Below are 22,649 nucleotides of genomic sequence, written 5' to 3'. Positions count from 1 at the left end.
TTAAAGGATTTTTCTTATATTAATTATTATGTTTTGCTTCTATTCTAGAGTTTACTTTTCTTCCAATCAAGAAAGAAGCTATAACAAGAGCAGATACAAATATAATTTTCATAGGACTTTGTAAGAATCCAGTTAAATCATTTCCTATATAACTTGCAACTAGAAACATTAGTATTTTTCCACTTACCATAGGAGGTATGAATGTGTAACTATCTTTCTCTGATATTCCACATGCTAATGTAACTAAGCACCCTGGTATAAAAGGACAAGAATATGCAATAAATAAAGTTGCAAATTCTTGTTCTTTAACCCATTTTATAGCTTTTTCAATCTTGTGATTCTCTATTTGTTTAAAAATTTTTAAATGGCCAAATTTACTCGATAATAAAAAAAGTAAGTATGTTCCTGTACAAGAACCTATTACTGATGCTAAAAGCCCAACTGCCCATCCAAGCATCATACTATTTGCAATAACAATTCCCATAAGTGGTAATGCAGGTATAAAACTCTCTAAAAAACTTGCAAATGTTCCTATTATAAATACTAATATGTAATTATCTCTAGCTAACGTAAATAATGTCTCTATATGCTCCATCCCAAAATCTCCTCTATATTATAAGTAAAGTATTTACTTAATTAAGTCTTATAAGTTACTACTATTTTACTCCTATTATTTTTTTATATCAATATCTATTACACAATTGTAATATAACTTATAATTTAATATTTTTAAATATATTAATATATCAAACTATAATTTTCTTAAATTTTTATAAATTTCTTTAAATTGCGACAATTTTTATTGACAATAATATTTTTATAAATTAATATGTATATTAGTAGTACATATATTTTTATATCCGGTTGAAACTTTGTAGAAGAGTTGCATATTTGCACGCCGAAGGAGTAGCACTCTCAGGCAATTTATTTTAAATTAGGACTGTAAAGTTGACGGAACTCTGGAGAGACCCATAACGGGCGCCGAAGGGGCAAGGCATTTTAGCTCAATCTCTCAGGCAAAAGGACAGGGATTATGTTTTTTGACATTTAAATCATTACTTAAAAGTTAGTATGTCAAATTGTATCAAACAACTCATTGTTTAATATCTTTTTTAATCTCCTGTCAATTAATTCATAAAAAATAAAAGGAGTGTTACATTATGAATTTAATTGATGTATTAAGAAGCATAAATAGCTTCATCTGGGGTCCCCCCTTACTTATTTTACTTGTTGGTACTGGTATTTTATTTAGTATTAAACTTGGATTCATACAAATTTCTAAATTACCAAAAGCACTTAAACTTATATTTAAAGCTGAAAATACAGGCTCAGGCGACATAACTAGTTTTGGAGCACTTTGTACAGCACTTGCTGCAACAGTAGGTACTGGTAATATTGTTGGCGTGGCTACAGCTATTAGCTCCGGTGGACCTGGTGCTTTATTTTGGATGTGGATTGCTGCATTTTTTGGAATGGCCACTAAATATGCAGAAGGTGTTTTGGCCATAAAGTATAGAATTACAGATGAAAATGGACAAATATCTGGAGGTCCAATGTATTATATAATAAACGGTATGGGTAAAAAATATAGACCTTTGGCAACTTTTTTTGCTATAAGTGGAATTTTAGTTGCTCTATTAGGAATAGGTACTTTCACACAAGTAAATTCTATTACAGATTCTATAAATGGTAGCTTCGGTATAGATCCTAGGATAACAGGAATATTTTTAGCAATTTTAGTTGCTATTGTAATATTTGGTGGACTACAAAATATATCTAATATTGCTAGTAAAATTGTCCCTACCATGGCAGTGATTTATATAGGAATTTGTCTTCTTATATGTATAACATTTATAAATCAAATTCCTTCAACTTTTATTTTAATAATTAAAAGTGCATTTTCTCCAACTGCAGCTATTGGAGGATTTTTAGGGTCTACTGTTTCAATGGCAATAAAAAATGGAATAGCTCGAGGGGTATTTTCTAATGAATCAGGACTTGGAAGTGCACCTATTGCAGCTGCAGCTGCAAAAACCAAATGGCCAGCTGAACAAGGTCTTATATCTATGACTGGTACATTTATAGATAGCTTAATAATATGTACTCTTACTGGATTTTCTATAGTGTTATCAGGCGTTTGGAAATCTGATTTAAATGGTGCTCTTATGACTCAAGAAGCATTTAAATCTGTACTTCCATTATTTGGACCTTTATTTTTGGCTATAAGTTTAAGCTTATTTGCATTTACAACCATACTTGGATGGAGTTATTACGGAGAAAGATGTTATGAATTTTTATTTGGAGTTAAAGGTATAAAAGCTTATAGACTAGTTTTTATCCTTATGGTTCTTTTAGGTTCATTCTTGAAGTTAGAAATTGTTTGGATAATAGCAGATATAGTAAATGCTCTTATGGCTCTTCCTAATTTAATAGCTCTAATAATTTTATCGCCTATAGTTATATCAGAAACTAACTTATACTTTAAACACCTAGATTCAAAAGTAACTATATCTAATTTAGAGATAACTAATTAATAAAAAATGACAACTTATATTAAGTTGTCATTTTTTATTAATTATATCATATACATATATCTTGCTTTCATCATAACTATCGCCTTGAATTGAATAAGCTAACTTATTTCCATCGCTAATATCTACATACGGTATACCTTTTATCATCGGAATAGTTCCTAACTTTGAAAAATCTACTTTTTTATTATATGAATTTATATCATATACATCTATAGTACTTTCATTATTTCCTGTATAATAAACCGTAATTAATTTACTTTTATCCCTACTTAAATGCATTTCATCTAAATGTATACCTTTTATAATTTCTTTTGTCCCATTCTCTAAATTATATAGATATAAATGTTTTTCAGAATCATTGATGCCTTCTACAATTAAATGTTGATCATCTATAACTTCGAAGTCATAAATATATTTTATGTCCGACATACTTTTAGTTGTATTGTCATTCAAGTTATATATACAAATTTCACTTTTAGGTACACTCATAGTGTACATCTTTGTTGCATCTTGAGAAAATTCAATCTTACTTATATACCCTTGATTTTTTAAGTTATATGTTTTTATTACTTTACCTTCATCTATGCTATATTCAAATAATTGTCCTTTTCTTATTCCATAAAAACCACTGCTATCAGGTAGCCACCTTAACAATTCAAAATAATATCCTAAGTTGATTTTACTATTATCTTCCATATTGTAAATTATACTACTCACATCTTGTTTTTTATCTGTATTTTTATAGTCTAATGTATCATAAACAATCAAATCTCTAGATGGAGATATACTTCCTGTGTTATATACTATATCATAGTCTTCACTTAAACTTTTTATATTATCTATAGTATTATCATCCGGATCTATTTCATATATTTTTATTTCAGACTTATTTTCATATATACTATTGCTTATTGCAATTAATTTATTTCCATCAAACTTTAAATCAACAATGTAATCATTTATAGGTATTTCTGAATTAATTTTTATAGATTCATGCTTATTTACATATTCACTTTTTTTGTAATTATATGTTTCTATATCTAAATTTACATTTTTAGTGTATTCTTTACTGGAATACACACTTATATATATAATAAGTGAAAGTATTCCTACAATAAAAAGTAAAAGTATTATATTCTTTATATCTTGCTTTATGTTTTTTAGCATTATATATCTCCTTAACTTATTGTAGGAAGCTTTATAGAAACTTTTGTTCCTTTATTGACTTCACTTCTTATATTTATTTCTCCATTGTAACTTTCTACTATAGATTTAACAATAGCAAGTCCTAATCCTGTACTTCCCAACTCTCTAGTTTCACTTTTAGATACCCTATAAAAAGGTGATAATATATTTTCTATTTCGCTTTCATCAATTCCTTCTCCAGTGTCTATAACCGAAACATCTACATATTTACCATCATTGTATGCATTTACATATATAGTAGAGTTTACTCTCCCATATTTAATTGAGTTATCTATTAAGTTTATTATTATTTCCTTTATTTTATCTTCATTAGCTATTATCTTTATATCATTTTCTATATCATATTCTATAATCATATTGTATTTTTTAGCTTTGTAAGTCATATCTTCACACATGTTTTTTATAATACTAGATATATCTAATTTTTTTAATTCATAATCAAAGTTTTTATTACTGTTTTTAGATATATCTAAAAGTTGAACTATCATTCTATTTAACCTATTAGACTCTGATATAATTCTATTTATACCTTTATTAAAAAACTCTTTATCTGTAAATTGATTATCTTTTATAATCTCACTATATCCAATTATAGTAGTCATTGGAGTTTTAAGTTCATGAGTTACATTATCAAAAAACTTTTTCTGTTTTTCAGATAGCTCTTTTAAATTGTCTCTATCATTTTCTATAGTTTTTATTTGGGTATTTATAGTATTTAGCATAAGCTTAAAATCTGAAGCGAGTATTCCTAGCTCATCTTCAGATTTTATATCTATATTAACATCAAAATTTCCATTGGTTACTTCTTTAGTTTTATTTGCTAACTTCTTAATAGGTAAAGTTATTTGTTTTGATATAACATAAGCTATTATCATACTAAAAGCAAATATTGCAATAGAAAATATAAGAGTGTTTTTAATAAATGACGTTGTTTGTTCAAACAACGGTGTATAATCACTTACAAATCTTATCATTCCTACTAGATTATCATCTTTTTTAATAGGGTATGATACATATACTAAAGCTTTATTATTTTTATACTCTATGGTATATGATAATTCTCCATTTATTGCATTTTCCATATCCTCAGTAAACTTTAACCAGTTTTGTCTTTTAGTCTTTGGATATATAAGCCTACCTTTATTATTATATATATATACCGTTTTATCTAACCTATATGTTAGATCTCTTGATATATCATTGCTTTCTGCTACAAATGCAATTTTATTAAATTCCATTTTGTTTAGCCTAAAATACTGCTCTAAATAAAGATTTATACTTTTTGTAGTTTCTTTTATTTCATTCCCTATTAAATACTCTACTATTTTATTAAGAGATGAATTACTATATATTACTATAGAAAATATAACAAAAAATATTATAACCAAGAAAAACATCATTATTTTATTAGTTATAGAATTATTCATATTTATATCTTATTACTAGATAATTTATACCCTGTTCCTATAACTGTTTCGATACAATTATAATCTCCAAGTTTTTTTCTAAGTCTTTGGATATGAGTATCTACCGTTCTACTTTCACATTCAAAATCAATTCCCCATATACTATCTAGTAATTGGGCTCTAGTTAATACTACGTTTATGTTATCTATAAAATATAAAAGGAGTTCATATTCTTTACTAGTTAAATGTATAATTTCATTATCTGCTCTTACTTTCATTTCTTTTTTATTTACTTCTAATCCATTTTCTAATTTTACTAACTCTATGTCTGACTTAATATTATCTGCTAGTAAATTTATTCTTCTAAATATAGACTTGACTCTAGCTATAACTTCTCTTATATTAAATGGCTTAGTTATATAGTCATCTGCACCTAATTCTAATCCTAAAACTTTATCTATTGTATCAGACTTAGCTGTCAACATTATAATTGGTATAGAATATTTTGTTGTTACTTCCCTACATATATCTAACCCATTCATATCAGGCAGCATTAAATCTAATATTATCAAGTTAGGCTTAAAATTCGATATAAATTCAAGTGCATCTGAGCCTGTACCTGCTATTTTAGTCTCATACCCTTCTTTTTTTAAAGAATATGATAGTATATCTGATATGTTTTCTTCATCTTCAACTATTAATATTTTTTTCACTTTTATATCCTTCTTTCATTTATAAAGAATCTATATTTATTCCTTCTATAAATATTTGATGCCATAAACAGAATATAAATATTGTCCATACTTTTCTTGAGTTATCCTTTGTTCCTTTTATATGCTCATCTAATAAGTTTATTGCATATGCTTTATTTATAAGATCATCTGTTTTTGAATTATTTATAGTATTTCTTACATAGTTTCCTAATTCATCTTTTAACCACACTCTTATAGGTGTTGGGAATCCTAATTTTTTCTTTTCTACCATATGAGGTGGAACAACATCTTTAAAAGCTTCTCTTAATAATACTTTAGTGTTTTTGCTGCTTATTTTTTGATCTAGTCTTAAGTTTTTAGCAACATTAAATACTTCTTTATCTAAAAATGGAACTCTAAGTTCTATAGATGATGCCATTGACATCTTATCTCCTTTAAGAAGTATATCTCCTTCTAACCAAGTGTTTATATCTATATCTTGCATTGTTGTTACATAGTCATAATTTTTCTTTTCACAATCTTTATATAATCCACTTAAAAGATTGCTATATGTGTTATTAACATCATAATCTTTAATTATACTCTTTACCTCATTATTTTCAAATATCTTCGCATTTCCTATATATCTTTTATTTAATGGTGTTGTAGCTCTTAGTAAATAATTTTTCCCTCTTAATTCAGGTAATTTAGTAAATATCTTATTTAAAGTTTCATTTACTCCATTAGATAATCCTAAAAATGGCTTAACACTATTATATTCTTTATATATATTGTAACCTGCAAAAAATTCATCAGCACCTTCGCCTGATAAAACAACTGTTACATGTTTTCTAGCTTCTTTAGATAAGAAATATATACCAACACAAGACGGATCTGCTAATGGATCATCTAGACTGTATATAACTTTTGGTAATGCCTTTATATAATCATCTTGGCTTACTCTTATTTGTATATTTTCTATTCCTAGTGCATCTGCTGTTTTTTTAGCTACTGTTAACTCATTATATCCATCTACTTCAAAACCTACAGAGAAAGATTTTATTTTAGGATTTATTTTAGACGCTAAACTAGCTATTATAGTCGAGTCGATACCGCCTGATAAAAATGTACCTACCTCAACATTAGATATCATATGATGCTTTACTGAGTCATTTAATATGTTGTACACATCTTCTTTTGTTATGTCTTTTTCATGTTTAAAGTTAGCTTCAAAATATTTTTCAAATTTTATTTCATTATTCTCTATAGTAAAACATGTCCCATTAGGAACCTTTTTTATACTATCTACCATAGTTTTGTAATTAGGTACGTATTGGAATGATAAATAATTTTGTAAGCTTTTATTATCTACGTTTTTGTCTTCTACTAATGGCATTAATGATTTATACTCAGATGAAAATGCTATATAATTTTCATTTTCAGTATAATAAAGCGGTTTTATTCCAAAGTGATCTCTTGCACCGAATATAGTATTTGTTACTTCATCATAAATTACAAATGCAAACATACCTCTTAAATCTTTTACAGCTTCTTTTTTATTTTCTATATATGAAGTTAATAAAACTTCTGTATCTGAATCTGTTGAAAATTCATATCCTTTTTTTATAAGGTCTTCTCTTAATTCCTCGTGGTTATATATTTCCCCATTAAATATTATCGTATTTTGATTTTTATTAAATGGTTGATGTCCATGAGCTAAATCTATTATACTTAATCTCTTAAATCCAAATCCGACATTATCTTTTGTAAAATAACCTGTATCATCTGGTCCTCTATGATTTATCTTATCAGTTAACTCCTCTAATAAATTTTTATCTATATTTCCTTTTTTATTGTATATAAATACATGTCCACACATAAAGTTTCTCCTTTTGTCATAAATATATCTTATTCTACTTTTTCCTAAGTTATATCACAAATTATAACATTAAAATGTTACAATTTCGTTACATATATGTAACAAAATTGAAAATTCAACAGTACGACTTCTTGCAAAAAAAAACTAGAGAATATTCTCTAGTTTTGTTTTCTTAATTGTGTTTTATATATAAACTCAATTATTCTGCTATAGTTACGTTAGCAGCTTGAGGTCCTCTTGCACCTTCAACTATTTCAAAGTTAACATTTTGACCTTCTTCTAATGATTTAAATCCATCTCTTTGTATAGCTGAGAAATGTACGAATACGTCATCTCCACCTTCTACAGATATAAATCCAAATCCTTTTTCATTGTTAAACCATTTAACTGTTCCATTCATCATCTTGGAATCCTCCTAAAACCTTGTTACTAAAATTAACATTTATTAATGCTAATTCTAGTTTATCATAATTACACATACATTACAACGTTTTTTCTATTTATTTCTAACAAACTTCCTCTACTTCTTCAAATTGACTATTATATAAAGATGCATAGAATCCATTAGCTTTTAACAACTCTTCATGATCTCCTTGTTCCACTATATCTCCATCTTTCATAACAAGTATTAAATCCGCATCTCTTATTGTTGATAGTCTGTGTGCTATGATAAAACTTGTTCTTCCTTCCATAAGATTTTCCATAGCTTTTTGAATTAATATTTCCGTACGAGTATCTACTGAACTTGTTGCTTCATCTAGTATAAGTATCTTAGGATCTGCTAATATAGCTCTAGCAATAGTTAAAAGTTGCTTTTGACCTTGTGATACATTATTAGCTTCTTCATTTAACTTCATGTTATATCCATCTGGAAGAGTTTTTACAAAATGATCAGCATGTGCCGCTTTTGCTGCCTTTATAACTTCTTCATCGCTTGCATTAAGTTTTGAATATCTTATATTTTCCATTATAGTTCCATTAAATAACCATGTATCTTGAAGCACCATTCCAAATAAACTTCTTAAATCACTTCTATTAAAGTCATTTATATTATTTCCATCTATTAGTATTGCTCCTTTATTTACATCATAAAAACGCATCAATAGTTTTACTATTGTAGTTTTTCCAGCTCCCGTTGGTCCAACTATAGCAACTTTTTGTCCAGCTTTAATTTTAGTTGTAAAGTCATTTATTATTATCTTATCTTCTGAGTATCCAAAGTTTACATTTTCAAATTCAACATTTCCTTCTATTCCTTTGGTACTTATAGGATTTTCAACATTTTGAACTTCTTCATCTTCATCTAAAAATTCAAAAGCTCTTTCTGCCGCCGCTGCCATTGATTGCATTATATTTGCAACTTGAGCAGTTTGTGCTATAGGCTGATTAAAGCTTCTTACATATTGTATAAAAGAAAGTATATCTCCAACTTCTATAGTCTTTTTAATTGTAAAATATCCGCCTAACATAGATACTAAAACATATCCTATATTACCTATAAATGTCATCATCGGCATCATCATACCTGATAAAAATTGAGACTTCCATGCTGATTCATAAAGTTTTTCATTTAAATTATTGAATTCATTTATAGATTCAGTTTCTCTATTAAATGCTTTTACAATATTGTGTCCTCCATAAACCTCTTCTACTTGACCATTTACATGACCTAAGTATTCTTGTTGAGATTTAAAGTGTCTCTGAGATTTTTTTACAATCGTACCTATTACTATCATAGATAAAGGAAGTATCAATAATGAAACTATAGTCATTTGCCAACTTATAGATATCATCATTATTAATACACCTATTACTGTAGTAACAGAAGTTATAATTTGAGTCATAGTTTGATTTAAATTTTGACTCAAAGTATCTATATCATTAGTAACTCTAGATAAAACTTCTCCATGAGTTCTTTTATCAAAATATTTAAGTGGCATTCTATTTATTTTTTCAGATATCTCTTTTCTTAGTCTATAAGAAACCTTTTGAGATATTCCTGATGTTATAAATGCCTGAACATATGAGAATAGCGCACTAATTATATAAAGAGCTAAAAGTCCACCTAAAACTTTTCCTATATAATCAAAGTCTATTCCTCCATTTCCTTCTCCACTTATCTTTCTTATTAACCCTTCAAAAATTTCTGTTGTAGCATTTCCTAATATTTTAGGCCCAACAATAGAAAATGCTGAACTTCCTATTGCAAATATTACAACTATTAACATCGATATTCTATATGGTTTTAAATAGTTAAAAAGTTTTTTCATAGTACCTTTAAAGTCTTTTGCTTTTTCAGTACCTTTCATTCCACCCATAGGCCCTCTAGGTCCTGGACCCTTTGGAGCACTCTTTGAATTACCCATTTGCAAGTTCCTCCTTTGAAAGTTGTGATAGGGCTATCTCATTGTAAACTTCACAGTTTTTAAGAAGCTCATCATGTTTTCCTATTCCTACAACCTTACCTTGGTCTAAAACTACTATTTGATCTGCATTTATTATAGTACTTATTCTTTGTGCAACAATAAGCACTGTTGCATCTGTAGTTTCTTCATTTAATGATTTTCTAAGTGCTGCGTCCGTTTTTAAATCTAGAGCAGAGAAACTGTCATCAAATATATATATTTCTGGATTTTTAGCTATTGCTCTTGCTATTGAAAGTCTTTGTTTTTGACCTCCTGAAACATTAGTACCACCTTGTGCTATTTCACTTTCATATTTTTTAGGTTTAGTGTCTATAAATTCACTAGCTTGAGCTATATTAGCTGCTTTTTTAATTTCTTTATCACTTGCATCTTCTTTTCCATATTTTAAGTTAGAACTAATAGTTCCTGAGAATAAAACACCTTTTTGAGGAACATACCCTATTCTATCTCTTAATTCATATTGGCTAACATCTTTTACATTTATACCATCTACTAAAATCTCACCTTCTGTAGCATCATAAAAACGTGGTATTAAATTTATAAGTGTTGATTTACCAGCCCCTGTACTTCCTATAAAAGCAGTAGTCTGACCTGGTTTTGCAGTAAATGATATATTACTTAAAACATCTTCTTCTGCATTTGGATATTTAAAGCTAACATTTTTAAATTCAACAACACCTTTTTTATTGTCATTAAATTTCTTAGTTTCTTTTTTATCTTTTATAATTAAATCTGTTGTTAAAACTTCATCTATACGATCCATAGAAACTACTGCACGAGGTAGAATCATAGATACCATAGATATCATTAAAAATGCCATTATTATTTGCATTGTGTATTGAATAAAAGCCATCATATCTCCAACTTGCATACTTCCTGAATCTATACTGTGACCTCCATTCCATACAATTACCACAGTTATAACATTCATTATAAGCATCATAGTCGGCATCATCATAGACATTGCTCTATTTACAAATAAATTAGTTTTCATTAAATCAGTATTTGCTTTGTCAAATCTTTTTTCTTCATATCTTTCTGTTCCAAATGCTCTTATTACTAGCATACCTGTAAGCATCTCACGAGTAACTAAGTTAACTTTATCAATAAGCTTTTGTACTGATTTGAATTTAGGCATAACTAATGCAAATAAAAGTAAAACTACAGAAAGTATTGCAAGAACAGCAACTCCTATTATCCAAGCCATTGAAGTATCTGTGTTTAATACTTTTATAACTCCACCTAAAGCAAGTATTGGGGCATAAAATACAATTCTTAATAACATAACCATTAACATCTGAACTTGTTGTATATCATTTGTACTACGTGTTATTAATGATGCAGTTGAAAATTCATCCATTTCCTTATTGGAAAAAGATACCACTTTTTCGAATACACCTTTTCTTAGGTCCCTACCAAGTTTAGCAGCAACTCTGGCTCCTAAATATCCAACAGCTACTGTAGCAACCATACTTATTAGCGCTATACCTAGCATTATAGCTCCTGTTTTAAATATATAGTTAGTTTGCATTTTATCTACATCAATACCTATAGCTTTATATTCATTTTTAACATAGCTAATAGCACTTTGAGTTACCATACTTTCTGGCATATCATCTATTTTTTCTTCAAACTTATCTTTCAGTTGATCGAAAGATTCCTTAGGCATAGATTTGAATACTTCCATAACATCCATATTAGGGTTCACTGGCATACCTTCAGGTGTTATTTCTTTTATTATTTTTTCTTCATTTTGTTCTATTCCAGAAACTACTAGCATAGATTTTCCAAATATCTTATTTAATTTATCTATTTCTTCTTTGTTCTTTGTATTTAATTCATAAATTCTTTCATCTACTTTACTATCTTTATATTCACCTTTATCAAGCAATGTATAATTATCCATTACTTCCTTTTTATCTTTTTCATCCATAAACATAGTAAGTTTATTTAGTTGACTTTCTCTTATAGCTTTTGGGACTGCATTTTCAACTCCACTTTGTTGTATCCCAACATTTACTATATCAGATGTATAGTCTGGCAAAGATAGATCACATATTGCTTGTATTGTCAAAAGACCTACTATAAGCAATACAGAACCTACTGAATTTCTTAAATGTTTAATAAGCTTAATCATTTCGTTCTTTCTCCCTTTATAGATATTAATTAGTTATGTTTTTATAATCATTATATTTTTATAATAATTATAAGTCAATAACTTTTTTAAATTGTATAAAATATTATTTTAGTTTATAATAGTAATATCATTATATATTAAAGGAGTTTTTACATGAATAATATAGACTTGACTAAAGTTTCAGATGAATTATTTCACTTGCTTATGCAGTTAAATAGTAAAGTTTTTAATCACGATAAAATGGTTAAATGTTCTCCATTACCACCTTCTCATGTTAAAGTTATTTTTTACCTATTTAACAATGGTTCATCATCTATATCTGATATAGCTTCTATGCTTGCTATATCTAAACCAAATATGACACCTATTATAGATAAACTTATCAAAGAGGATTTAGTCTATAGAAAAGAAGATCCTAATGATAGAAGAAAAATTAGAATAGATTTAACTGAAAAAGCTCATAATCTAGCTTTAGAACATAAGAAGAGACTTAAAGAATCTCTACTTTCTAAAATATCAACTCTTTCTGAAGAAGATTTATTTAAAATGAGTGATTTAGTTTCTCAACTTACTAATATCATTGTTAAATTAGATTAAAAAAGAACTCGTATGAGTTCTTTTTACTTTACTTTAACAGGTAAAATTATTATAAAGTTGCTTCCTTTTCCAGGTTCACTTTCAACATATATATTACCTTTATGAAGTTCTATAATTTGTTTTGTTATCGTAAGACCTAATCCACTACCGCCTTTTACTTCTGCATTTGCATCTATTACTTGATTAAATCTATCAAATATAGATTTATGATATTTTTCTTCAATTCCTATTCCATCATCTTTTATACTAATCATAACTTTACTATCTAAATCTTTTATTGTAACTTCTATTTTACCTCCACTAGGAGTGAATTTAACAGCATTTCCTATTAAATTTACTATACATCTTTCTATTTCATGACTGTCACACTCTATGACCTTTTCTTCTATTTCTGGATCTATAATTAATTCTATTCCTTTATTTTCTATATAATCTCTTAATCCTAACACCGTTTCTTCAACTATATATACTATATCATAACTTCCTAAATGAACTATGTACTGAGCGTTTTGTAGCTTTGTACTATCAATTATATTATTTATTAAATTTAAAAGACGCTTTGAATTTTTATCTATCACTGACATATAATGATTTATTTTTTCTCTACTAATTCCATTATCTTTTTTATTTAATTCTGCTACAAGTTGATGTGTTCCATTTATAACATTTAGTGGCGTTCTTAATTCATGCGATAAGTTTACAAAATAATTATTTTTATTTCTTTCTAATCTTATAACTTTATTTAAAAGCCTATTGCTTTTTTCCATTTCTTCTCTTAACTGTCTTGTTCTCTTTTCAACAAGATAATCCAATCTTTTAACTCTGTTTCTATTTCTATAAAAAAAGAAAATTCCAAGTAATATATATAGTAATAATGCTATATTACTTTTTAAAAAATGTTTCTCAATTGTGAAGTTTACACTACTTTCATCACTAAAACTTCCGTCATAATTTCTAGCAACTACTCTAAATGTATAATTACCTGGATCTAAATCACTGTATATCACATTATTAGTATCAGATAAATTCCATTCTTCTTTTTTATGTGGCATAAATTTATTTATTTTAGATTCTAGCTTGTAATAATATTGAGTTTTTTTAGCATTATTGTACGATGTTAAAAAAAACTTGATACCTATAGTATTTTGACTGCTTTTAAATTTCTTATTTTCTATATTTTTATACTTTTTTCCATCTACATTAAATTCATCAAACTTAACCTCAGCTTCAAAGTCAGATTTTTTTATATCTTTTGGATAAAAAACATTAAGTCCATTAATTCCTCCAAAAAAAAACTCTCCTTCATTATTTTGGTAAGCTGCATTTCCATTAAATTCATTCCCTTGTAATCCATCTGTAATTCCTAATGATTTAAATTTATTAGATTTTAAATCTAATTTGGATATTCCAAAATTTGTGCTAACCCAAGGATTACCTTTTTTATCAAATAGTATCCCATAAATTGTATTATTAGGTAGTCCATCCTTTTTAGTGTATACATTAAAACTTTTATCTTTTATATTAAATTTGTTTAGTCCATACCTTGTTCCTATCCACACATTTCCACTTTTATCTTGTTTTATATCTTTTATGCTATTACTACTAATACTATTGTTACTATTAGAATTATTTTTGTATACTATACCTTTTCTTGTTTTTAAATCTAATTCTAACATACCACCTTCTAAGAAAAATCCAATATACATTTTTTCATTATCACCTTCACATATAGATGAAATATATGTGTCATTGGTATTATATTTTTCTAATACACTTGTAAAATCTTTTATTTTATCATTTTTAGTATTTAATATACTAAGTCCATCAATTGTACCTATCCATAAATTTTTGTTTTTGTCTAAGTATAATTCTTTTATATTATTGTTAGCTATATTATCTTCCTTAAATAATTGCTTAACTTCTTTCGTATTTTTATTTATTATATTTAGCCCATTATTAGTTGCAATATATATTATATTTTCATTTCCCACTATATCATTTATTGAATAATTGCTTAATTTATAAATATCATTTTTTTTATCTACCCTTATTACTTTATCTGTTTGTCTATCAATTATATTTAATCCTTTAGAGTTTGTGCCTATCCATAAAAGACCTTCATTATCTTCATATATTCCTTGTATTAAGTTATCATTTATAGAATTTTGGTCAAAGGGATCTGTTTTGTAGTGCTGTATATGGTTATCTGGATCAAATATACTTATTCCAGCATAAGTACCGACCCACATTAACCCACTTTTATCTTCTATAATACTAAATGTATCATCATCTGCTAAACTATTTTTATCATATACTTTATTATTATAAGTTATAAATCCATCATCAGTATATTTTGCTAAACCTTGATCAGTGCATATCCACATATTGCCCCTGCTATCTTTTAACATATTTCTTACATAATTCCCCGGTAGTGAGTTTCTTTCACTAGAACTATTTTTAAACCTTCTTATTTTATTGTCTTTTAAATTTATTTGACTTAATCCTGAATTGCTAGTTCCAACCCATATATATCCTGATTTGTCATAATATACTTTATATATATTACTTTCACTTAAAGAGTTTTTTCCCCCATTTTCATATATATTTATTCTTTTTTTTAAATTTTTATCGTACTTATCAACTCCATTTTTAGTTCCTAGCCATATATTGCCCTCATTATCTTCTGTTAAGGTATTTATCACTTGACTTGTAAGTTGATTTTCCTTTTCTAAAACTCGTTCAAACTTATCTTGATTTTCATTGTATATATTTAACCCTCCAGATGTTGCTACTATTACTCTACCATCATTAGTAACCAATATATCACCTATGTTATAGTGAGATAAATTTCCTTTATCAGGTGAATCTAAATAATTTGTAATTTTATCATCTTTTACGTTAATTTTACTTAAACCGCTTGCTGTTCCTACCCATATATTACCTTTATTGTCTTCTTTTATATCTACTATATAATTATTTACTATACTATTTTGAGAATTCCCTTCATATGAATATACTTTAAAATCATATCCATTATATCTATTTAGACCATCATTCGTACCTATCCATATATATCCATTACTATCTTGATATAAGGTCTCTGCCGATCCTTGTGATAATCCATCTTCTATAGTTATATTTCTAAAATTTATATTATCATAGGCGTATACTAAATTAGAATTAGCTATAATCAATATATTTACCCAAAAAAATATAGCTAATATATTTAGCAAATTTATTCGTTTCATAATAAAGCCTCCATTTTAAGCTATTATATATTATTTTTATTATGACCAATATTATACTATATTACTAAATTATTAACTATATTTTTTGTCGTATATTGTCTTTTATATATTAAATTTTTTTAAATTTTACATAAAAATACCTATAAGCTATCTTAGCTTATAGGTACTAATTATCTATTTTACCGATATAGCACTTACAGGACATCCTTCTTGCGCTTCTAATGTACTTTCTTCTAAATCAGCAGTTATATCACACTCTTTAGCAACTGCTAATCCATCGTTATCCATATCAAATATCTCTGGACATATTCCTGTACATGCTCCACACCCTATACATATATCTTTATCTACAAATGCTTTCATTTTTATTGCCTCCAATTTTAGTAAGTATTATTTATGCTAGCATTTATTATTTACCCGTTAATTTTAACTTTAAAACAATAAATTTCAATTTAATAATTTTTAACTTTTTAATTGAATATGTGTTATAAAGTTTTTTTATGTCTTATCTTAGTGAACAAGTTTTTTGTTATTTTCATATTATATATAGTACTTTAAGTACAATTATATTTTTTAGGAGGTTATTATGGTAAAAAAAGTTTTTCTTGATCCAGGTCATGGAGGTAACGATAGCGGTGCTGTTGGTGTTAATAATTTATTAGAAAAAAATATAAATTTATCTGTAGCTAAAAAAGTATATGATATTTTAAAAAAACAAAATCTCGACGTCCGTTTAAGTAGAAGTGACGATTCTACTATTTCTTTAAATTCTAGAACTGAAGCTGCTAATAAATGGGGGGCCGACTGTTATATTTCTATTCACTGTAACTCATTTAATACCACAGCTCAAGGCATAGAAACTTTTAGTTATTCTACTAAGACCAATGATTTGGCAAATCATATCCATAATGAGATATTAGATTCTAAAATTTATACTAAAAATAGAGGACTTAAAACTGCAAACTTTTATGTATTACGAAAGAGTAGTATGCGCTCTTGCTTAATAGAACTTGCATTTATAGATAATAATGAAGACTCTAAACTACTTATAGATAAGCAAGATAGTTTTGCTTTATCCATAGCGATTGGTATATGTGAATACTTAGGAGTTAAATTTACACCAACTCCTGAAAAACCTTCTTCAACTCCTCAACCTCCTGTTATAGATTCCAATACATTTTATAGAGTCGTATGTGGATCTTTCAACAATAGAGTTTATGCTGAGGAAATCATTGAAAATTTAAAAGCTAATGGATACGATGCTTTTATAGATATTTTCAAAAAATAATTTAAAAGGGTATCTATTTTTAGATACCCTTTCCAATTTCATTTATTCTATATTTATAGGAACCATTATATTTACATTTTTACTTTTACTCCATGTTTTATAATCTTTAATTAATCTTCCATTTATATTGATATATGTAATTATAACTTCTTCTTGATTTTCATTTTCTAGTACGTTGCTATTTAACATTTTATTTATGTCTAAATAGTTTTTTATATTATAGTTTATTATATCAATTTCATCTTTTGATAAATTTTGATCATATTTAATTTTTATTCTATCTCTTATATTTATATTCTTATGCTCTTCTTTTACTATAATTTCACTAGACTTCTCAAAAAGCAAATCATAATAAGTATACGATTTTATAATATTTGTATATGTTGCTAATATAATAACTGTAATAATACACACTTTTAAAATTTTCATGTTACGTTCACCTCTGAAAATATTTTTAATTTAGTGTGTGTATTTTTATATTTATTATTTAAATTTTCTTTTTTTTGTAACTGTATCTTTATCTAATAATTTTAAAACTATAAAGTCAGCTATTTCTAAAGTTATTAGTATTAAAAATAATTTTTGATTATTTATAAGTGTTAATACATATAGTATAGGGGTTGTTATAATTGTAAAAAAACCTAGTTTAGCTAATTTTTCTGATTTATAATCTCTATCTTCATATGGTTTTAATAACTTATCAAACAATATATCTATATCTATATTTTTAGCTATTATTAATAAATTTAACAGTTTGTCTATTACAACCACTATCCAAAATATATTACCAAAATAATCATATAATATTGTATAAGTAGGGATATATAAAACTTCTCTCCACAAAATTAATCTTAATAAAATTTCATCATATTTACTACTCATAAGATTATACTCCTTTTTAAATTTCATAAATTATATTATAGTATAATTTTGTATAATAATTCAAATTTATTTGCTATATGAATACTTTTGAATTATATTTAATTTAGTGTTATACTATAAATCTAATTTAGAAATAATTATATAAAAAAGGAGTAAAAAATGAACAAAACTAAAGACATAAATTTAGATTCAAATTTAGTTAAAGCATTACAAAAACAAGGTATCAACAACTTAAACAAAGTTCAATCTCTTGTTTTTGAGGATATAAAAAAACATAACGATTTAATAGTACAAGCTCAAACAGGAAGTGGTAAAACTTTAGCATACTTACTACCTTTATTTTCGAAGATAGATTCTACACAAAGAGAAACTCAAGTTATGGTTTTAGCCCCAACACATGAACTTGTTATGCAAATTGTGGACCAAATTAAGCTACTTTCTCAAAATTCTAATATGAATATCACTACATTACCTTTAATGGGTGAAGTTAATATACAAAAGCAAATAAAAAATATAAAATCTACTAAACCACATATAGTTGTTGGTACAACTGGTAGAATACTTGACTTAATAAAACAAAGAAAGTTAAAAGTTCACAACGTAAAAACTATAGTTTTAGATGAAGCTGATAACTTAATTAGCGGAAAAAATTTAAATACTGTAAAAGATATAGTCAAGTGTACATTAAGAGATAGACAAATTCTAGCATTCTCAGCTAGTACTAATGACAAATGTATAGATGTGTTAAAATCTATAATGAAAGATCCTAAAGTATTAAGATCTACTCCAAAAATAAGTGTTAATAAAAATATAAATCACATGTATTTATTAGGTGATGTAAGAGATAAATTTAAATTACTTAGAAAATCATTAGCTGCTGTTAACCCTAAAAAAGCTATTGTGTTTGTAAATGATGAAGATAGCATAGAAATTATAAATGCTAAATTAAACCACCATAATAGAAACGCTGTGTGCATATATGGAAAAATGAGTAAAGAAGATCGAAAGAATGCTTTATATAAATTTAAAACTGGTAAAGCTAATGTATTAGTTTCATCAGATTTATCTGCAAGAGGTCTTGATATAAAAGATATAACTCATGTTTTCAATTTAGACTTCCCTGTTAGTAGTAATGAGTATGTTCATAGAGTTGGAAGAACTGCAAGAGGAGAAAATAAAGGTGATGCTATATCTATAATAACACCTAAAGAACTTGGTTCTATAAGAGTTTTATCTAAAGAGTTTAATATAAATATAAAACAAAAAGATTTATGCGAAGGAAATTTAATAGATTTTAAAAAGTAAAAACCCTCAATAATTGAGGGTTTTTTGCTATCTATTTTTTTTCATATGTTGATAAGCTTTTAAAGTTCCCATTTTTGAGTGGTCAAAAGTAAGTCCCCCTTGGAAATAAACATTATACGGAGGTTTAATTGGAGCGTCTGCACTTAATTCTATAGAAGAACCTTGTATAAATGCACCTGCTGCCATTATTACTTCGCTATCATATCCTGGCATTGCCCAAGGCTCTGGTTTTACATATGAATCAACTGGTGCAGCTGCTTGAACACCTTGACAAAAATCTATAACTTCTTGTGCACTATTTAATCTTACACATTGTATTATATCACTTCTTAGATCATCATATTTTGGAAGTACATCATATCCTAATTTTTCAAACATTCTTGCACAGAATATAGCTCCCATTAATGCTTGTGATACTACATATGGAGCCATGAAAAATCCTTGTAAAACAGTTCTACTTGTTCCAAATGTAAGTCCACATTCTTTACCTATTCCTGGAGATGTCAATCTATATGATATTAATTCAACTAATTCTTTTTTCCCAACTATATATCCTCCAGTTAGAGCAAGTCCTCCTCCTGGATTTTTTATAAGTGAACCAGCCATTATATCAGCACCTACATCTGTAGGCTCTTTAGTTTCTATAAATTCACCATAACAGTTATCTACCATTACTACAACTTCTGGCTTTATACTTTTTACAGTATCTATGATTTCTTTTATATCATCTATTGTTAATGATTTTCTCCAAGAGTATCCTTTAGATCTTTGTATCATTACTAGCTTTGTTTTTTCATTTATGTTTTCTTTTATACCATCTAAGTCAACTTCACCATTTTCTAAAAAGTCAACTTGGTTATATGTAACTCCAAATTCTTTTAAACACCCTTTTTCTTCTCTTATACCTATAACACCTTCTAATGTATCATATGGTTTGCCTGTAACTGATAGTATTTCATCTCCTGGTCTTACTATACCTTGTAAGCAAAGTGTTAATGCATGAGTTCCATTAACAATTATAGGTCTTACTATTGCATCTTCTGTGTTAAACACCTTAGAATAGATTTCTTCTATTTTTTCACGTCCAACGTCATTATATCCATAACCTGTTGTCCAGTTAAAGTGAGTATCACTTAAATGACATTCTTGCATAGCCTTTAAAACTTTATATTGATTATATTCTCTTATTTCTTTTATTTCTTCGAATCTACCTTTTATATCATCCATAACTTCATTAGCTAAATTAAATATTTCATCATCTAGTTCATAGAAGTTTTTTAATAACTCTTTTGTTTCATTAAGCATTTTATCACCTATTTCTTATATTATTAAATTTTAACATTTGAATTTTATCATATATGCTGTGTTAGTGCAAGTTTACTGTATTTCATGTAATAAAATAAGACCTATATTCTAGGTCTTATTTTATCTATTTTATAAATTGATTTATAAAATTTATCATCATAGGTTTAAATATTCCACTATAATCAACTACTTGTGCTATTTTTTGATTATTATAAGCTTCACTATTAAAATTAGCTATTTTAAAACATAAATATCCATCTATTTTTTCTATTATATATCCAAAATCTCTTGTGCAAGAAATTTCTAAATCTCCCATATCACAATCTAAGTCTTCTATTTTTTCTTTATTAGCGCATAAAATCCCTTCACTATACTCACTTGTATCTATTCCAAACATAACATATAAACTATTTTTATCTAACACATTTAATATTTCATCTTTATTTATATTATCTTTATTTAAAACTTGTTTTTCATCTTCTACAAAAAGTCTATTTGTTAATGTGCTTTTTCTCATGACAATAGGAATCATATTGCTTTCAATAGCATCATCTAAATTAGATCTAGTGTTATTTATAAATTCTTTTAAGTTAATTTTATCAGCTTCTACTTTAAGTATATTTAAGTTATCTAAACTTTCTTTAGGTATGTAATTTACTATATTTTGAAATACTTCATATATATCTGCTATTTCATAACCTTTTTTCTTATAGCTTTCTTTAACTTTATATTCTTCATCAAACTCTTCTAACATTTTATTATATTCTTCTTTAGTTTCTGCATTTTTTATACTAGTAACAAATGGAATTATCTTATTTGGCTTCATTAAGAATGTTTCCAAAGGTTTTATAATTTCATTAGCTTCATCTATATCATTTTGTTCAAAGGCTCTTTCTATGCCATCTTCTAAAAACGCAACTTCTACTTCCATTTCATATTCTTCTTCACTCATAGTATTTTCGCCTATTGGACACATAACTATTAATTTACTTTTGTCATATACATATCCAAATGAATATGATAGTTCTAAATTTTTGCTCATACTGTTTCTCCTTCTATTTTGTCTTTTGTCTAAAATTTATATTAGTCTATAAAAGTAGTTACTTCTTCTATAGGTTTTCTCTTTGGTCTTGGGTGTTTTTTTTCAGTAGGTATTCCAAGTGGTGTCATACAAGCTAATTCATACCCTTCTTTATTAAATCCTATACATTCTTTTATTTCATCTCTTGCATAGTTGGGCCCTGTCATCCAACAAGTTCCATAGCCTAATGCACTTGATGCTAAAAGTATATTTTCCATAGCAGCTCCTATATTTTGTATCCCTGGATCTGAAAATAAAGCTTTATTTATAGCATCCTCTGGTTCTTTAATAAGTTTTAATACATTATACTCTGTATTTGGATATTCACTAGCATATACAAGTATTAAAACTGGTGCTCCCTTAAATACAGTGAAATATGGTAACATCCTCAAGATTGAGTCTCTCATTTTTTCATCATTAATTTTATTAGCAAGTTTGAGACCTTTATCTCCAACTATTGTTGCAATTTTTTTTATTTTTTCAACATCTGTTACAACTACAAAATGCCAATTTTGAAGATTTTTACCTGAAGGTGCATAAGTTCCTGCTTTTAAAATTTCTAAAATATCTTCTTTAGGTATCGAATCTTCTTTATATCTTCTTATACTTACTCTATCATATATAAAATCTAACTTATCCATTATACCATCTCCTTATATTTAT

At 26.7% G+C, this 22,649-nt stretch carries 19 protein-coding genes and 1 riboswitch; of the genes, 4 read left to right on the top strand and 15 right to left on the bottom strand.

Features of this window, described 5'->3' with window-relative positions; all coding sequences use genetic code 11:
• Window positions 1-19: 19 nt before the first annotated feature.
• The gene (locus ACEXNK_RS06265; RefSeq protein WP_373599461.1) at window positions 20-595 is read right to left on the bottom strand and encodes a TVP38/TMEM64 family protein; all 576 of its coding nucleotides are present in this window, start codon (window positions 593-595) and stop codon (window positions 20-22) included.
• Between the two features lie 354 nt (window positions 596-949).
• Window positions 950-1,038: riboswitch (glycine riboswitch) on the top strand.
• A gap of 122 nt (window positions 1,039-1,160) precedes the next feature.
• Between ACEXNK_RS06265 and ACEXNK_RS06260 the strand changes: the two genes are divergently transcribed.
• Window positions 1,161-2,534, top strand: a complete 1,374-nt coding sequence (locus tag ACEXNK_RS06260) for an alanine/glycine:cation symporter family protein (RefSeq protein ID WP_373599462.1) — start codon at window positions 1,161-1,163, stop codon at window positions 2,532-2,534.
• Between the two features lie 27 nt (window positions 2,535-2,561).
• Here ACEXNK_RS06260 and ACEXNK_RS06255 read toward each other — a convergent pair whose 3' ends face one another.
• The 7 genes from ACEXNK_RS06255 to ACEXNK_RS06225 form a co-directional block, all read right to left on the bottom strand.
• Window positions 2,562-3,701 (bottom strand): hypothetical protein, encoded by a 1,140-nt coding sequence (locus ACEXNK_RS06255; RefSeq protein ID WP_373599463.1) that lies wholly within the window; start codon window positions 3,699-3,701, stop codon window positions 2,562-2,564.
• Window positions 3,702-3,712: 11 nt separating this feature from the next.
• Window positions 3,713-5,167 carry a sensor histidine kinase gene (locus tag ACEXNK_RS06250; RefSeq protein ID WP_373599464.1) on the bottom strand — a complete coding sequence of 485 codons (1,455 nt, stop codon included), beginning with the start codon at window positions 5,165-5,167 and terminating at the stop codon, window positions 3,713-3,715.
• 2 nt (window positions 5,168-5,169) lie between these two features.
• Window positions 5,170-5,859, bottom strand: a complete 690-nt coding sequence (locus ACEXNK_RS06245) for a response regulator transcription factor (protein WP_373599465.1) — start codon at window positions 5,857-5,859, stop codon at window positions 5,170-5,172.
• Between the two features lie 19 nt (window positions 5,860-5,878).
• On the bottom strand, window positions 5,879-7,717 hold the full coding sequence (asnB, locus tag ACEXNK_RS06240; protein ID WP_373599466.1) for an asparagine synthase (glutamine-hydrolyzing): 1,839 nt from the start codon (window positions 7,715-7,717) through the stop codon (window positions 5,879-5,881).
• Between the two features lie 199 nt (window positions 7,718-7,916).
• A complete protein-coding gene (cspD, locus tag ACEXNK_RS06235; protein WP_373599467.1) occupies window positions 7,917-8,120 on the bottom strand; it encodes a cold-shock protein CspD in 204 nt (67 codons plus the stop codon).
• A gap of 103 nt (window positions 8,121-8,223) precedes the next feature.
• Complete coding sequence (locus tag ACEXNK_RS06230; protein WP_373599468.1) at window positions 8,224-10,083, bottom strand: ABC transporter ATP-binding protein; 1,860 nt, start codon at window positions 10,081-10,083, stop codon at window positions 8,224-8,226.
• A complete protein-coding gene (locus ACEXNK_RS06225; RefSeq protein WP_373599469.1) occupies window positions 10,076-12,280 on the bottom strand; it encodes an ABC transporter ATP-binding protein in 2,205 nt (734 codons plus the stop codon). Before ACEXNK_RS06225 ends, ACEXNK_RS06230 begins: the two co-directional genes overlap by 8 nt.
• A 153-nt stretch (window positions 12,281-12,433) precedes the next feature.
• On the opposite strand from ACEXNK_RS06225, the gene ACEXNK_RS06220 reads away from it, so the two are divergent.
• Window positions 12,434-12,877: a MarR family winged helix-turn-helix transcriptional regulator gene (locus ACEXNK_RS06220; RefSeq protein ID WP_373599470.1), complete on the top strand. Its 444-nt coding sequence runs from the start codon at window positions 12,434-12,436 to the stop codon at window positions 12,875-12,877.
• 23 nt (window positions 12,878-12,900) lie between these two features.
• Here ACEXNK_RS06220 and ACEXNK_RS06215 read toward each other — a convergent pair whose 3' ends face one another.
• Window positions 12,901-16,125, bottom strand: coding sequence for a ligand-binding sensor domain-containing protein (locus tag ACEXNK_RS06215; protein ID WP_373599471.1), 3,225 nt, complete (start codon window positions 16,123-16,125; stop codon window positions 12,901-12,903).
• 174 nt (window positions 16,126-16,299) lie between these two features.
• On the bottom strand, window positions 16,300-16,488 hold the full coding sequence (locus ACEXNK_RS06210) for a ferredoxin (RefSeq protein ID WP_373599472.1): 189 nt from the start codon (window positions 16,486-16,488) through the stop codon (window positions 16,300-16,302).
• A 223-nt stretch (window positions 16,489-16,711) separates the two neighbouring features.
• Here ACEXNK_RS06210 and ACEXNK_RS06205 point away from each other — a divergent pair, with 223 nt between their 5' ends.
• On the top strand, window positions 16,712-17,413 hold the full coding sequence (locus ACEXNK_RS06205) for an N-acetylmuramoyl-L-alanine amidase (RefSeq protein WP_373599473.1): 702 nt from the start codon (window positions 16,712-16,714) through the stop codon (window positions 17,411-17,413).
• A 42-nt stretch (window positions 17,414-17,455) separates the two neighbouring features.
• On the opposite strand, the gene ACEXNK_RS06200 is transcribed toward ACEXNK_RS06205, so the two are convergent.
• Complete coding sequence (locus ACEXNK_RS06200) at window positions 17,456-17,842, bottom strand: hypothetical protein (RefSeq protein ID WP_373599474.1); 387 nt, start codon at window positions 17,840-17,842, stop codon at window positions 17,456-17,458.
• Window positions 17,843-17,896: 54 nt separating this feature from the next.
• Window positions 17,897-18,295, bottom strand: coding sequence for a hypothetical protein (locus tag ACEXNK_RS06195; RefSeq protein WP_373599475.1), 399 nt, complete (start codon window positions 18,293-18,295; stop codon window positions 17,897-17,899).
• 159 nt (window positions 18,296-18,454) lie between these two features.
• Here ACEXNK_RS06195 and ACEXNK_RS06190 point away from each other — a divergent pair, with 159 nt between their 5' ends.
• A complete protein-coding gene (locus tag ACEXNK_RS06190) occupies window positions 18,455-19,600 on the top strand; it encodes a DEAD/DEAH box helicase (protein ID WP_373599476.1) in 1,146 nt (381 codons plus the stop codon).
• A gap of 27 nt (window positions 19,601-19,627) precedes the next feature.
• Here ACEXNK_RS06190 and ACEXNK_RS06185 read toward each other — a convergent pair whose 3' ends face one another.
• The 3 genes from ACEXNK_RS06185 to ACEXNK_RS06175 all read right to left on the bottom strand — a co-directional run bounded on the left by ACEXNK_RS06185 (window position 19,628) and on the right by ACEXNK_RS06175 (window position 22,627).
• Window positions 19,628-20,905, bottom strand: a complete 1,278-nt coding sequence (locus ACEXNK_RS06185; protein WP_373599477.1) for a methionine gamma-lyase family protein — start codon at window positions 20,903-20,905, stop codon at window positions 19,628-19,630.
• A gap of 124 nt (window positions 20,906-21,029) precedes the next feature.
• Entirely contained in the window at window positions 21,030-21,947 is a 918-nt protein-coding gene (locus ACEXNK_RS06180; RefSeq protein WP_373599478.1) for a hypothetical protein, read from the bottom strand.
• A gap of 41 nt (window positions 21,948-21,988) precedes the next feature.
• The gene (locus tag ACEXNK_RS06175) at window positions 21,989-22,627 is read right to left on the bottom strand and encodes a nitroreductase family protein (protein ID WP_373599479.1); all 639 of its coding nucleotides are present in this window, start codon (window positions 22,625-22,627) and stop codon (window positions 21,989-21,991) included.
• Window positions 22,628-22,649 lie beyond the last annotated feature (22 nt).

This window comes from Paraclostridium bifermentans, from assembly GCF_964259345.1.
GTDB lineage: Bacteria > Bacillota > Clostridia > Peptostreptococcales > Peptostreptococcaceae > Paraclostridium > Paraclostridium bifermentans_B.
The sequence above is the reverse complement of the archived record's forward strand: the minus strand, read 5'-3'. Positions and strand labels throughout refer to the sequence as shown.

What these genes read in the sequence shown, in the direction of transcription:
- ACEXNK_RS06265 (WP_373599461.1), bottom strand. Translation starts at nt 595, where the DNA reads ATGGAGCATATAGAGACATTATTTACGTTAGCTAGAGATAATTACATA.
- ACEXNK_RS06260 (WP_373599462.1), top strand. Translation starts at nt 1,161, where the DNA reads ATGAATTTAATTGATGTATTAAGAAGCATAAATAGCTTCATCTGGGGT.
- ACEXNK_RS06255 (WP_373599463.1), bottom strand. Translation starts at nt 3,701, where the DNA reads ATGCTAAAAAACATAAAGCAAGATATAAAGAATATAATACTTTTACTT.
- ACEXNK_RS06250 (WP_373599464.1), bottom strand. Translation starts at nt 5,167, where the DNA reads ATGAATAATTCTATAACTAATAAAATAATGATGTTTTTCTTGGTTATA.
- asnB (WP_373599466.1), bottom strand. Translation starts at nt 7,717, where the DNA reads ATGTGTGGACATGTATTTATATACAATAAAAAAGGAAATATAGATAAA.
- cspD (WP_373599467.1), bottom strand. Translation starts at nt 8,120, where the DNA reads ATGATGAATGGAACAGTTAAATGGTTTAACAATGAAAAAGGATTTGGA.
- ACEXNK_RS06230 (WP_373599468.1), bottom strand. Translation starts at nt 10,083, where the DNA reads ATGGGTAATTCAAAGAGTGCTCCAAAGGGTCCAGGACCTAGAGGGCCT.
- ACEXNK_RS06225 (WP_373599469.1), bottom strand. Translation starts at nt 12,280, where the DNA reads ATGATTAAGCTTATTAAACATTTAAGAAATTCAGTAGGTTCTGTATTG.
- ACEXNK_RS06220 (WP_373599470.1), top strand. Translation starts at nt 12,434, where the DNA reads ATGAATAATATAGACTTGACTAAAGTTTCAGATGAATTATTTCACTTG.
- ACEXNK_RS06215 (WP_373599471.1), bottom strand. Translation starts at nt 16,125, where the DNA reads ATGAAACGAATAAATTTGCTAAATATATTAGCTATATTTTTTTGGGTA.
- ACEXNK_RS06210 (WP_373599472.1), bottom strand. Translation starts at nt 16,488, where the DNA reads ATGAAAGCATTTGTAGATAAAGATATATGTATAGGGTGTGGAGCATGT.
- ACEXNK_RS06205 (WP_373599473.1), top strand. Translation starts at nt 16,712, where the DNA reads ATGGTAAAAAAAGTTTTTCTTGATCCAGGTCATGGAGGTAACGATAGC.
- ACEXNK_RS06200 (WP_373599474.1), bottom strand. Translation starts at nt 17,842, where the DNA reads ATGAAAATTTTAAAAGTGTGTATTATTACAGTTATTATATTAGCAACA.
- ACEXNK_RS06195 (WP_373599475.1), bottom strand. Translation starts at nt 18,295, where the DNA reads ATGAGTAGTAAATATGATGAAATTTTATTAAGATTAATTTTGTGGAGA.
- ACEXNK_RS06190 (WP_373599476.1), top strand. Translation starts at nt 18,455, where the DNA reads ATGAACAAAACTAAAGACATAAATTTAGATTCAAATTTAGTTAAAGCA.
- ACEXNK_RS06185 (WP_373599477.1), bottom strand. Translation starts at nt 20,905, where the DNA reads ATGCTTAATGAAACAAAAGAGTTATTAAAAAACTTCTATGAACTAGAT.
- ACEXNK_RS06180 (WP_373599478.1), bottom strand. Translation starts at nt 21,947, where the DNA reads ATGAGCAAAAATTTAGAACTATCATATTCATTTGGATATGTATATGAC.
- ACEXNK_RS06175 (WP_373599479.1), bottom strand. Translation starts at nt 22,627, where the DNA reads ATGGATAAGTTAGATTTTATATATGATAGAGTAAGTATAAGAAGATAT.